The 13,130-nt window shown below is 65.3% G+C and carries 9 protein-coding genes; 1 reads left to right on the top strand and 8 read right to left on the bottom strand.

Features of this window, described 5'->3' with window-relative positions:
- Positions 1 to 11: 11 nt before the first annotated feature.
- The 8 genes from MRBLMS1_RS25025 to MRBLMS1_RS25060 form a co-directional block, all read right to left on the bottom strand.
- The gene (locus MRBLMS1_RS25025) at positions 12 to 2,552 is read right to left on the bottom strand and encodes an EAL domain-containing protein (protein ID WP_485882761.1); all 2,541 of its coding nucleotides are present in this window, start codon (positions 2,550 to 2,552) and stop codon (positions 12 to 14) included.
- Positions 2,549 to 6,193: a response regulator gene (locus MRBLMS1_RS25030; protein WP_485882763.1), complete on the bottom strand. Its 3,645-nt coding sequence runs from the start codon at positions 6,191 to 6,193 to the stop codon at positions 2,549 to 2,551. Before MRBLMS1_RS25030 ends, MRBLMS1_RS25025 begins: the two co-directional genes overlap by 4 nt.
- 37 nt (positions 6,194 to 6,230) lie before the next feature.
- Positions 6,231 to 7,388, bottom strand: a complete 1,158-nt coding sequence (locus tag MRBLMS1_RS25035) for an ABC transporter substrate-binding protein (RefSeq protein WP_485882765.1) — start codon at positions 7,386 to 7,388, stop codon at positions 6,231 to 6,233.
- Positions 7,389 to 7,543: 155 nt separating this feature from the next.
- Positions 7,544 to 8,551, bottom strand: coding sequence for an NADP-dependent oxidoreductase (locus MRBLMS1_RS25040; protein ID WP_485882767.1), 1,008 nt, complete (start codon positions 8,549 to 8,551; stop codon positions 7,544 to 7,546).
- 35 nt (positions 8,552 to 8,586) lie between these two features.
- On the bottom strand, positions 8,587 to 9,390 hold the full coding sequence (locus MRBLMS1_RS25045) for an oxidoreductase (protein WP_485882769.1): 804 nt from the start codon (positions 9,388 to 9,390) through the stop codon (positions 8,587 to 8,589).
- A gap of 104 nt (positions 9,391 to 9,494) precedes the next feature.
- The gene (locus tag MRBLMS1_RS25050; RefSeq protein WP_485882771.1) at positions 9,495 to 10,100 is read right to left on the bottom strand and encodes a TetR/AcrR family transcriptional regulator; all 606 of its coding nucleotides are present in this window, start codon (positions 10,098 to 10,100) and stop codon (positions 9,495 to 9,497) included.
- A gap of 76 nt (positions 10,101 to 10,176) precedes the next feature.
- Entirely contained in the window at positions 10,177 to 10,581 is a 405-nt protein-coding gene (locus MRBLMS1_RS25055) for a ribonuclease domain-containing protein (protein ID WP_436480668.1), read from the bottom strand.
- A 127-nt stretch (positions 10,582 to 10,708) separates the two neighbouring features.
- A complete protein-coding gene (locus tag MRBLMS1_RS25060) occupies positions 10,709 to 11,605 on the bottom strand; it encodes a LysR family transcriptional regulator (RefSeq protein WP_485882774.1) in 897 nt (298 codons plus the stop codon).
- A gap of 148 nt (positions 11,606 to 11,753) precedes the next feature.
- Between MRBLMS1_RS25060 and MRBLMS1_RS25065 the strand changes: the two genes are divergently transcribed.
- Positions 11,754 to 13,130, top strand: a complete 1,377-nt coding sequence (locus tag MRBLMS1_RS25065) for an amidohydrolase family protein (protein ID WP_485882776.1) — start codon at positions 11,754 to 11,756, stop codon at positions 13,128 to 13,130.

The raw sequence follows: 13,130 nt of genomic DNA on the forward strand, positions 1-13,130 counted from the left end.
CTGGCGGCGCGCTAGGCGGCACGGTTGCTGATCTCCACGCCATGCGGACCGACCGGTGGCCGCTGCACGCCCGATTCGAAGCGCACGAAGGCTTCGCGCAAATGGTCTTTCAGCAAGGTCTCGTCCCAGGGCTTGGTGATGAACTTGTACACCGAGCCTTCATTGATGGCCGCCGTGACCGAATGCAGTTCCGGGTAGCCTGACAGCATCACGCGCACGATTTCCGGATAGATACCCTTGATGCGGCGCAAGAGCTCATTGCCGGACATGCCTGGCATGCGCGCATCCGTGAGGATCACGCCCACGGCATGGGCGGCCACCAGTTCCAGCGCTTCCTGCGGCTGGCTGGTGCTGAGTATCTGGTAACCCTCCTTGCGCAGCGAGCGGCGCAGGGCGGACAGGATATGCTCCTCGTCGTCCACCAGCAGCAGCACGCGCTGCGGCGCTTCGGCATGGCAGCTGTCGGGCGGTAGATGGGTGCCCGCATGCAACATCAGATCCATCTCGGCGCCGGGCAGCGGGCGGCTGAAGTAATAGCCTTGCATGGCGTCGCAGCGGTTGGTATTGAGAAATCCCAATTGCCCCTCCGTTTCCACGCCCTCGGCCACCGTCGTCATGTGCAGCGACTTGGCCATGGCGATGATGGAGCGGGTCAGCGACGCGCCATCCACGCTGTCGGTCACGTCGCGGATGAACGATTGATCGATCTTGACGACGTCGATGGGGAACTGCTTGAGGTAGGACAGGCTCGAATAGCCGGTGCCGAAGTCGTCCAGCGACAGGGTGACGCCGATGTCCTTCAACTGTTCCAGCGCCTTCACGACGAGGTCGCGGTTTTGCATCAGCACACTTTCCGTCAGCTCCAGCTCCAGGCAGTGGGCCGGCACGCCGCTGGCGGCCAGCACTTCGCGCACCAGTTCCGGCATGTCGACCTGGCGGAACTGGCGCGCCGACACGTTGACGGCCATCGTCAGGTGCGTAAAGCCGTAGGCATGCCAGACGCCCAGCTGCGCGCACGCCGCGCGCAGCACCCATTCGCCGATGGGCACGATCATGCCCGTTTCCTCGGCCAGGGGGATGAAGCGGTCCGGCGGCACCAGCCCGATGCCGTCGCGGCGCCAGCGCAGCAGCGCTTCCATGCCATAGATCTTGCCGCTGGTGAGGTCGACCTTGGGCTGGTAGTGCAATTCCAGCTCGCCCAGCGCCAGCGCCTGGTGCAGCGCGTGTTCGATTTCGGCCCGCTCTTCCACCAGCACGCCCATCTTGTGATTGTAGAACTGGTAGCCGTTGCGGCCCTTGTCCTTGGCGCTGTAGAGGGCCGCATCGGCCGTCTTGAGCAGCATGTCGCCGCTGTCGCCATCGGATGGAAACACGCTGGCGCCGATGCTGGTGCTGACGTGCAGCGTATGTTCGCCCAGCACGAAGGGCTCGATGAACACCGCCAGCACTTTTTGCACGATCTGTTCGGCCGTCTCGATGTCGGGCAGGTCCGTCAGCAGGATGACGAACTCGTCGCCGCCCTGGCGGGCCACGGTGTCGCCTTCGCGCACGGCCAGCTTCAGCCTGCGGGCCACTTCCCGCAGCAGCGCGTCGCCCACGGGGTGGCCATAGCTGTCGTTGACGAACTTGAAACGGTCGAGGTCCAGCATCAGGGTGGCCAGGTGCAAGCGGGTGCGGCGGGCGTGGGCGATGGCCTGGCCGATGCGGTCGTTCAGCAATTGCCGGTTGGGCAAGTCCGTCAGCGCGTCGTGGTTGGCCAGGTATTCGATGCGCAATTCCTGCAGCTTGCGGTCCGTGATGTCCTGTACGGTGCCGCGCATCAGCAGTACCTCGCGGCCTTCGCGCACGGCTTCGGCCTGGTGAAAGACGATGCACTCGCCGCCATCCGGCCGCAGCACCTTGTGCTCGAGGCCGTAGCTGGTGCCGCTCGCATGCAGCTCCATGAAGGCATCGAGCAGCAGGGGCCGCTGGTCTTCCGGCAGGCACTGCAGCAGGCGGTCGAAGCTGGTGGCGCCGGCATCGGCGTCCAGGCCCAGGATGCGCAACAGCTCCGGCGACCAGTAGCCGTCGCCGCCTGCGACCCGGTATTCCCAGTTGCCCAGACGGGCCAGCGCCTGCGCGTGGTTGAGGCTTTCCTGGATACGGCTCAATTCGGTGAGCGCGCTGCTGGCCCGCAGCAGATAGCGCAGCCGGTGCGCCAGCAGCCGCCATTGCATCGGTTTGGAAATGAAATCGCTGGCGCCCGCTTCCAGCGCCTGCTTGATGGAGTCGTCGTCATCGTTGCCGGTCAGTACGACGATGGGCACGTGCGCGCCGCCGGGCAGCCGGCGCAGCTGCTGGCAGCATTCGAAGCCGCTCATGCCGGGCATGGCGACGTCGAGCAGGATCAGGTCGGGCACGCCGCGCTGGAAGGCGGCCAGCGCTTCCAGGCCGCTGGCCGCTTCCTCGATGCGGAAACCTTCCGGCTCCAGCGCTTCCGTCACGAGGATGCGCGTCATGGTGTCGTCATCGACCACCAGGACCAGTGCTTGCGGGGGCAGTGCGGTATTCATATGGCTTCCTTCTCAATGGCCAGGGCGGCGAGGACACGGTCGAGCTCTTGCTGGATGCCGCGGATATGGTTGAGCGCGCTGCCGACGTCATTGCCGCGCGCGTATTGTTCGATTTCACGGCAGGTGGCCGACAAGCCCAGCGCGCCCACATTGGCGCAGCTGGACTTGAGCGTGTGCGCCGCCAGCTGCAGGGCCGCGGCATCGCTGGCCTCGGCAGCCACTTCCAGCTGCCCCAGCAGGCGCGGGGCGTCGCTGTAGAACAGGTCGATGATGCGCCCCAGCACATCGGGGCGGCCGGGACGCCGCATGGCGCGCAGGTTTTGCAGGGCGGCGGCGTCGAGGATGGCGCCGGGTGCTGCCGCTGTCTCCACCGTCTCCACCGTCTCCGCTGGGGCCGGCGCGGCGGGCGACGGGCGCCAGCGGGCCAGCATGGCCAGCAGGGCGGCGCGCGTGTACGGCTTGGCCAGGTAGTCGTCCATGCCCGCGTCCAGGCACAGTTCGCGGTCGCCGAGGATGGCGTTGGCCGTCAGGGCAATGATGGGCGTGCGGCTGCGGCCTTGCTCACTTTCCATGCGGCGCAAGCGCCGGGTCGCTTCAAAACCATCCATTTCCGGCATCTGGCAATCCATCAGGATCACGTCGAACGGGGCGCGCTCCCACAGGGCCAGCGCACGCGCCCCGTTGCCGGCCGGCGTGGCTTCGTAGCCGCTGTCTTCCAGCATGGCCAGGGCGATTTCCTGGTTGATCGCGTTGTCTTCCACCAGCAGCATGCGCAGCGGCGCCTGGCCTGCGGCCGCAGTGTCCGCTGGAGCGGGCAGGGCAGGCATGGCCGCACCCGTTGGCGCCACGGTGCCGTAGCCGCAGGCAGCTTCGATGCAGTGGCGCAGTTCCATCGCGCGCACGGGCTTGGTCAGGCAGTATTCCACGCCCAGCGCCGTCACCTGGCGCAGCTCGGCCGAAGCGTCCAGCGAACTGAGCATGATAATTTTCAGGGCCGCCATGCCGGCGTCGGCCTTGATCGCCCGTACCAGCTCGGCGCCATCCATGACGGGCATGCGCATGTCAATGATGGCCAGGTCGAACGGGCGCTCGCCGCGCCGCGCGCCTTGCAGCAGGTCCAGCGCCTCGGCGCCGTCGGCGGCGCTGGCGGCGGCCATCTGCCACTCGATCGCGTGCTGCAGCAGGATGCTGCGGTTGGTGGCATGGTCGTCCACGATCAGCACGTTCAAGGCGTCCAGCGACACGCGCGGCGGCGGTGCCGGCGGCGCGTCCTCGGGCGCCACGGTGCCCACGACAACGGTGACGGCGAAGCTGGAACCCTGGCCCGCCACGGATTTCAGCACAATGTTGCCGCCCATCATTTCCACCAGCTGCTTGATGATGGCCAGGCCCAGTCCCGTGCCGCCGTATTTGCGCGAAGTGGTGCTGTCGGCCTGGCGGAACGGCTGGAAGACGGCGGCGGCCGCTTCCGGCGCCATGCCGATGCCCGTGTCGCGCACTTCCAGGCGGATCTGGCCGGCGGCGGGGCAGCTGACATCGACGGAAATCTCGCCCCTTTCCGTGAACTTGGTGGCGTTATTGAGCAGGTTGGTGAGGATCTGGCGCAGGCGCACGGGGTCGCCGCGCACGTGCTGCGGCACGTCGGAGGCGACGCGGCAGGTAAATTCGATGGCCTTGCGCTGGATGCCGTTGGCAAACAGCGCCACGACATCGTCGATCACCTGGCGCAGGTCGAAGGGGATATGTTCGAGCACCAGCTTGCCCGCCTCGATCTTGGAAAAGTCGAGGATGTCGTCGATGATGCTCAGCAGGCTTTCGCCCGAGCGGTGCACCGTGTGCACAAAACGCTGCTGCTTGGGGCTCAGTTCCGTGCGCTGCAGCAATTCCGTCATGCCCAGCACGCCATTCATCGGCGTGCGGATCTCGTGGCTCATCTTGGCCAGGAATTCCGACTTGGCGCGGTTGGCGGCGTCGGCCTCGGCCTTGGCCTGCTTGAGCGCCAGGTCGCGCTGTTCCACGTGCTCGAGCATGCCGTTGAAGCCCTTGATCAATTGCCCCAGTTCATCGCTGCCATGCTGCGCCACGCGCACCGACAGCGCCTTGCCGCCGCGGATATGGGCAATCGCATGGGACAGGTGCGCCAGCGGCCTGGCGATGGATGCGCTGATCAGCCCCGTGATGGCCACGCAGGCCAGCAGCAACACCAGCGCGATGCCGAGGATCAGCATGAAGGCATGGCGCACGCCATCGCGCACCTGGGTCACGGCGTCCTGCTGCCGGCCCGTGATGCGCGCCACCTGCTGCGCGGAATAGGCGGCCTGTTCGCGCTCGAAGGCGCGCACGTGCCCGATGACCTCGTCCAGCGCCGCCTGGCTGTCCAGCACGCTGCCCTTGGCTTGCACCAGCCGCTGTCCCGAGCGTTCCACCGCGTCCAGATAGGTGTCGACGCTGCGCGTTTCAGCCAGCAAGTCCAGTTGGCCTATGCTTTGCAGCAAGGTCTGCATGGTGCCCATGTCGCGGTGCAGTGCGCTGATGTGCAGTGCGATATCGTCGCCCAGGCGCTTGACGTCACTGGCGGCCGTGGCGAGCATGACTTCGCCCACGCCGATGCTGATGGCGTCGACGGCCAGGTTGATTTCGCCGCTGGCGTCCTCGATGCGGGACGAGGTGCGCATGTAGCGGTTGGCCTGCGCCAGCCGGTCGCGTCCGATGGCCAGCTGCAGTTCGATGGGATCGAGTTCCTCTGCCAGGCGCAGGTGGGCGGCGGCCAGGGTGGCGCTGACTTGTTCCTTGAGCGCCGCATATTGCGCCTGCCGCGCCGCGCTGGCGCCGCCTTCGGCCAGCAAGCCGGCGCGCAAGGCCATCAGGCCGGCGGCGGGATCGAGCAACTGGCGCGCCGTGGCCAGCAGTTTTGTCCGCAGTGCCTGCTGGGCAGGGCTGATGTCGCGCTCGCCGCTTCCGTCCAGATGGGCGACGGCCGCCGTCAGCCGTTCGCGCAGGGGTGCGATGCGGAAACGGCTCTTCACGGCCTCCGTTTCGGCCAGCGCAATCTGCATGTCGAGGATGCTATTGCGCAAGTCGGCCAGGTAGCGGGCATTCTCGTTCAGGCGCTGGCTTTCCAGTTGCACCTCGGCGGCCGTGGCCTGGGCCTGGCTGTCGATCAGACGGATCTTGCCGCGCGCGGCCTTGGCGGCGGCCTTGATCTGCGCCAGGACCTGGCCCATCTCCGTCGCCTGTGCCTTGTAGTAGGCCTCGTTTTCCAGGCGCTTGCGCACGGCGACGCGCATGCGCTCGAATGCCTGTTCGAAGGCCGTATGGTAGCGGGTCGACTGCGACTCGCCATGGCGCCGCAATTGCTTGCGGATGTTCTCGGCGGCCTGGATATTGGCGACGATCTTGTTCGATACCTGTTCCAGCTGCGCCAGGTCTTGCGCCTTGCCCAGCTCAAAAAAATCCGAGGCCATGTCCTGCACGGTATAGCGCAGGCGCAACACGTCCGTGTACATCGGCACGGTCCGGTCGGTCAAGCCGTGCACATGGGTTTCTATGCCTTTCACCAGCAAGAGGCTGGCCGCCGCCATGGCCGCCACGCCCGCCAGCAGGACGGTGGTACTGATGATCAGCTTGGTCCTGATTTTCATGCCTGGCTCCAGGGCGGGCTGGAAAAGTGGGCGCGCATCACTTCGCGCCAGGCCCCGGGTCCGCCGGCACAATCTTGCCGTCGGCGATGCGGGTCAGGAAAACGGCCGTCGACGCCTGGTGGTTGTCGGGACGCAGCGTCACCCGCATGCCGCCCAGATCGAGCCGGTCGAACGATTCGAAGCTCTGGATCAGGCGCTCGCGCGTGAGGTCCGCGCCCGTGCGGCGCAGCGCCGCCACCATCAGGGTGGCCGAGATGCAGCCCTCGAAACTGACGAAGGACAGCCTGGCCGCCGGCACATGCCTGGCCAGCAGCGCGGCGCAGTCGGCGGCGATCGGCAACTGGCGGTCGTCCGGCAGGGGCACTACCTGCGAAATGACGATGTTGTTGCCTTCCTTGCCCAGCAGTTGCAGCAGGCTGTCCGTGCCGACAAAGGACACCGTGGACAGGGCCGCCTTCAACCCGGCCTGGCTGGCTTCGCGCACGAACGCCGCCACCGGCGTGTAGGGGCCGGCCATGACCACCGCTTGCAGGTCGTGCCCGATCAGGGCCGCCAGTCCCGCCTTGACGGCCGTGGTGCCACGCTGGAACGAGCCCTTGGCGACGAGTTCCAGGCCGCGCCGTTGCAGGGCCCGCACGGTGCCGTCGAGCACGGCATTGCCGAAACCGTCGTCCTGGTACAGCACGCCAAAGCGCTTGACGCCCCGGCTGGCGAAATACTGCACCAGTGCATCGGACTCATCGTCATAACTGGCGCGGAAGTTGATGATTTCACGTACCACGGGGCGGCGCAAGGTCATCGCGCCCGTAAACGCGCCCACCAGCGGCACCTTCATTTCCTGGACGATCGGTATGACGGCGTTGGTGGTGGGCGTGCCCACGTTGCCGAACAGGGCGAACACCTGTTTTTCCTCGACCAGCCTGAGCGTTTCGCTGATGGCGCGGTCCGGATCGTAGCCGTCATCGGCGACCACCAGCTCGATGCTGCGGCCATGGATGCCGCCGCGCTGGTTCGCTTCCAGGAACACGGCCGTCGCGCCGTCGAGCATGGCTTTCCCCAGTCCCGAGGCCGCCCCCGTCTGGGCATTGACCATGCCCAGACGGATGTGCGTCTCGGTGACGCCCGGTTCGGCGGCATGAACCATGCCGGCCACGAGGGTGATGGCGAGCCAGCAGCATTCCGGGAAAACGCGCATGAGCTACCTTTATGGAGGTTGACCGGTGTCAATAAGCACACGGTTGACAACGAGTATGGAGGAAATTGCCAACGCAAAACTCACACATAATCACAGTCCTGGTCGCACTCATGGTCACACTCACTGCGCGGCGCGGAAAGCAGGTTAAATACGCCTCAGGACACGGGCAGTTGCACCACTACCTTGCCCCGCGCGCGGCCCTGCGCCAGGTAGGCCAGCGCCTGTTTCGCCTCGGTAAAAGGAAACACCTTGTCGATGACGGAGCGGATGCTTCCCGCTTCAATCAGGGCGGCGATCTGCGCCAGCTGGCCGCCGTCGGGACGCACGAAGTGGAAGGCATAGCTGGCGCCGCGCCGCTTCGCCAGGCCGATGATCTTGCGGCTGAGCAAACCGAACACCAGTTTCAGCACCACGTTCATGCCGCGCGCACGGGCAAAGGCGGCGTCGGGCGGGCCGACCAGCGAGACGACGCGGCTGCCAGGTTTGACGATGCGCAAGGCTTTTTCCAGCCCGTCGCCGCGCACCGTACCCAGCACGGCGTCGTAATCGCGCAGCACGTCCTCGAACGGCTGTTTCTTGTAGTCGATGATGTCATCGGCGCCCAGGCCGCGCACCAGTTCCACGTTCGCCGTGCTGGTGGTGGTGCCCACGCGGGCGCCCAGGTGCCTGGCCAGCTGGATGGCGAACGTGCCGATGCCGCCGGAACCGGCCGGGATGAACACTTTCTGGCCCGGCTTCAGCTGCATGCGCTCATGCATCGCTTGCCACGCCGTCAGGCCCACCATGGGTATCGACGCCGCCTGCACGAAATCGAGGTTGGCCGGTTTCAGCGCGGCCGCCTGTTCCGGCACGATGGCAAATTCGGCCAGGCTGCCGTGCGGCGTGTCGAAAATGCTCGCATACACGGCGTCGCCCACTGTAAAGCGCGTGACGCCGCTGCCCACGGCCACCACCACGCCGGCCAGGTCGCTGCCCAGGGTGGCCGGCAAGCGCGTTTTCAAGATCGGCTTGAAGTCGCCCTTGGGGATCAGGTTGTCGATGGGGTTCAGGCCAACGGCGTGCACCCGCACCAGCAATTCGCCGGGACCGGGCGTGGGGCGGGGCAGTTCCGCAAACGCCACGTGATCGAGGCCGCCGTATTTTTTAAGTTGCAAAGCTTGCATGATGTTCTCTCTGAAGACTGAAAAGGCGCCGGCGCTCAGGCCAGGCGCAGGTCCTTGCGCAAGCCGGCGTCCAGCAGCGCGGCCGGCATGAAACGGCGCATCAGGCGCAAGCGCGCCGCCAGCGGCCCGGCCGTGTAGCGCAGCTTGGGCTGGCTTGCCTGCGCTGCCGCCAGGACGGTGTCGGCCACGATGGCCGGGTCATCGGCGCCAGCCATCAGCGCTTGCAGCCGGCTTGTAACGGCCGCGCTCACTTGCCGGTAGGCTGACAGCGGGGTATCGGGCGCCAGCAGATTGGCTTCGAACGTGGTTTTCGTGTAGGCCGGTTCGATGACGCTGGCGCGGATGCCCCAGCCCCGCACTTCATGGTCAAGCGATTCAGTGTAGCCCTCGATCGCGTGCTTGGTGGCGGAATACAGCGCGCCGTAAGGCATGGGCAAAAAGCCCAGGACGGAACCGATATTGAGGATGCGCCCGCCGCCCTGGGCCCGCATGTGCGGCAGCACGGCCAGGGTCATGCGCAGCACGCCATAGAAATTCGTGTCGAAGATGGCTTGCGCCTGTGCCACGCTGCTTTCCTCGGCGCCACCCGGAGCCACGCCGAAACCGGCGTTATTCACCAGCAGGTCGATGCGGCCTTCGCGCTGTATCAGCTCGGCCACGGCCGCAGCGACGGACGCATCGCTGGTGACGTCGAGCGCCAGCATCGCATGCCCAAGCCCGGCCGTTTGTCCGCCGCGGCGGCTGGTGCCGTACACCGTGTAACCCGCTTGCGCCAGGCGCTGGGCCGTGGCCGCGCCGATGCCGGACGAGGCGCCGGTGACGAGGGCAATCTTTTTCATGGTAATTCCTTCAGTGGTTGACAGCGTTGGATATAAAATATGACGATCATCATATTGTTGTTTCAAAAAAAGCCCGGGACGGATCAAGGCCACGGGCGGTGCAATTAGCTGGGTGTTTGAAACTGCGCCAGGGTGGCCGCGCACAGCGCGTCCGACAGGGCAGGTTCGTCCACGGCGCGCGCGAGAATGGTGGTGCCGATCATGGCGCACACGGTCGCCATCGCTTGCGCATGCGCTTCGGGCTGGCCCCAGTTCGGCAACTGGCGCGCGAACAGGTCGATCATTTCCTTGATGTGGATGGTGGCGGCGCGCCGCACCTCGGGCGCCTGGCGCGGCATTTCCGAACCCAGCGCCGACACGGGGCAGCCCACCTCGATGGCGGCGATGTGTTCAGGCGACAGATACGCGGCCAGCATGGCCTGCAGCGCCTGGCCCGGTGGGGCGGCTGCGGCCACCCTGGCCGCCAGCGCCACCGCTTCGGCGCCGGCGCGGTCGCCCGCTTCGGCCAGCAGCGCGTCGCGCGAGGCGAAGTGCGCATAAAAGCCGCCGTGCGTCAGGCCCGCTTCCTTCATGATGTCGGCCACGCCCGTGCCCGCGTAGCCGCTGCGGCGGATGGCGCGCGTGGCCACCTCGACGATGCGTTCGTGGGTGGCTTCCTTGCGGCTTTGCGCCGCCGGTTTGTTTGGTGAGTTCTGCATGATGCTCATCATATCGCACTTTTCAACACCATGCACGCGACCAGCTGCGGCAGACGTTTCCCCGCCGCGCCTGGTAATTGAGGAAAGACTAGCTCTTCAGGCTGCAAAAGGACGCATAGTGGTCCTGCGTGTAATAGCGCTCCACCAATTTGCGTTTCCCTTTCGGGGTCTGCACCAGCAATACCGCACGATGCGAACCCGCGCCGCCATCGCCGCCGATGCCCAGATAGTATTCATAATAGACCTCATCCTTGCCGGCGGCGGGAAGGCGGCCCTCGTTGTTATTGAAGACGGTATTGCCCGGACCACCGGCCACAGCGCTCGTCTTCGCGTTGCGGTAGGCGTCATATTCGCTGTTTTGCGGGGTAGGCAGGGTTTTGCTCGGTTCCCTTTTGCCGCAGTCGGGGATTTTCGCCGCATGGGCAGGGAAAGATAGCAGGGCGCCTGCCACGATAAGACCGAGCGACCAGCTTGTTGCGCGTTGAGTTTTCATCGATATGCTTTCGTTGGTGGAGCGTTCAATGGATAAGCTCGTTTGATACGGCCAATGTCCGGTCGGCCGGCATAATGTCTGCAATACCGAATATAGTTAAATTTTTGAAAATATTACTATTCAATTGTCACGTACCGTTGCTGAACAGCTCGGCCGTCCACTCGCTGAACGCCCGCATCGCCGGGGAAAGAAAGCGCTGATGGGGGTAGAGCAGCGATACCGGCACCGGCGCAGGCCGCCTGTCGGCCAGCACCTCGACCAGTTCCCCTGCCTGCAACTGCCCGCTCACCAGGATCTCGGCCAGCTGCATCAAGCCGTGGCCGGCCAGGCCCAGCTCGATGTACAGCCCCGTCTCGTTGACGGCGACCGTGCCGGGCAGGGGCACGGCGATGCGGGTGCCGTCTTCGATGAAATGCAGGTCGCTGCCGCGCCGCGTGGTGCTGGAAAAGTAGTGGACGGCCCGGTGTCCCGGCAAATCCTCCAGGGTTGCGGGAACACCGTGTTCGGCCAGGTAGGACGGCGCCGCGCAAGTGATCCAGCGCAGTTCGCCCAAGCGGCGCGCGACCAAGGTCGAGTCTTCCAGGCTGCCGGTGCGGATGACGCAATCGACGCCTTCCTGTATCAAGTCCACCTGGCGGTCATTGACGCCGATCATCAGATAGATATCGGGATAGCGCTGCTGGAATTGCGCCAGCTGCGGCAGGATCACGGCATGGGCAATGCCGCCAGGCATATCCACGCGCAAACGTCCTTGCGGGCGCTCGCTAGCGCCTTGCAGGCTCGCTTCGGTGTCGGCGATCAGCTCGAGGATCTCGCGGCAGCGGTGGAAGTAGCGCTCGCCTTCCGGTGTCAGGCTGAGGTTTCTGGTGGAGCGGTTCAGCAGGCGCGTCTGCAAATGCTTTTCCAGCCGCTTGATGATGGCGGTCACCGACGATGCGGGCAAACCCAGGGTCTCTGCCGCGCGCACGAAACTCCTGCTCTCGACCACGCGAAGGAATACCTGCATTGCTTGTACGCGGTCCATGTCTTGTCTTCGTAGCAGTAGGGGAAACGGCACTATAACCCAACATTATTCGGATTTTCTGCATGGTGAAAACACACGGCGCCACTTTTTCCCCGTGCCTGCCTGCACTAGACTGCGTGCAACTCATTAGCTATAGCAGGAATCAAGCATGTTTGAACAAGACCAACTACTGGGGCCACTGGCTCCGGCATCCCGCAAGATGCTGATCAAAGGCGCCACCATTATCAGCATGGATGGCAAGGTTGGAAATTTGCCCAAGGGCGACATCCTGATTGCCGATGGCGTCATTGCCGCCATCGGCCAGAATCTGCAAGCCGACGGCGCCGAAGTGATCGATGCCGCACAGATGATCGCCATTCCCGGCATGGTCGACACCCATCGCCACTCCTGGGAAGGCCAGCTGCGCCGCATCAACCCGAATGCGGCAACGCTCGAGGACTATTGCAACGCCACGCATTTCTCGTTCGCCAAATACTACCGGCCGCGCGACATCTACGTGGGCAACCTGCTCACGGCCCTGGGCGCCATCGATGCCGGCATCACGACCGTGATCGACAATTCCCACAACAGCCGCACCGGGGAGCACTCCGACGCGGCGGTCGAAGCGCTGCTCGATGCGGGCATCCGCGCCGTGCACGCCTCGGGGGCGCCTGTGTCTGGCGAGTGGGACAAGGCGCACTGGCCAGGCAACCTCGCGCGCCTGCAGGCCAAGTATTTTATGAATCCCGACAGCCTGGTGACGCTGGCCATGATGGCGCAGCTGGAGCCTCAGCAGTGGGCCGTCGCCCGTCAATTGGGTATTCCCATCGTGACCGAGTTTTTTGGCGCTGGCATGGCGGCCGAGCTGGCAGGACTGCATCGGCAGGGGCTGCTCGGCAGCGACAACATCTTCAACCACTGCACCTGCCTGCCGGAATCGGGCTGGCGCATCTTGCGCGAGGCGGGCGTGCGCGTCAATGTATGCCCGCGTTCGGATGCCCACTACGGCATCGAGGATGGCATGAACGCCTGGCAGGCGGCGCACCAGCACGGCATACGCCCCGGCCTCAGTGTCGACAACGAGACTTCGTATAGCGGCGACATGTTCATGGAAATGCGCGTGGCGTTCTACCTGCAGCGGGTGATGGGACATCGCCACGGACATCGCCATGCGGCGGCGCCCACCGATGCCTTCCGCTTGCTGGAGGCCGCCACGATCGACGGCGCCGCGGTGGCGGGGCTGGAACAGCGCATCGGGAGTTTGAGGCCAGGCAAGCAGGCCGACTTGGTGCTGATACGCACCGGCGACCTCAATGTATATCCTGTCAACAACGCCATCGGTACCGTCGTGCATGCGGCTGAGCGCAGCAATATCGATACCGTCATCATTGGCGGGCGCGTGCGCAAACGCGGTGGCGTCGTGCTGGGCGTGGATCAGGCAAAACTGCGCGCCGCGATCGACGAGTCCTGTGGCCACCTGTTCAGTGCCGCCGGCTACCAGCCTGATTTGTTTGCCCAGTCGTTCGCAACTATCCACCAGGCGTAG

It is taken from the genome of Massilia sp. LMS1-1-1.1 (genome assembly GCF_040815535.1).
GTDB lineage: Bacteria > Pseudomonadota > Gammaproteobacteria > Burkholderiales > Burkholderiaceae_D > Janthinobacterium > Janthinobacterium aestuarii.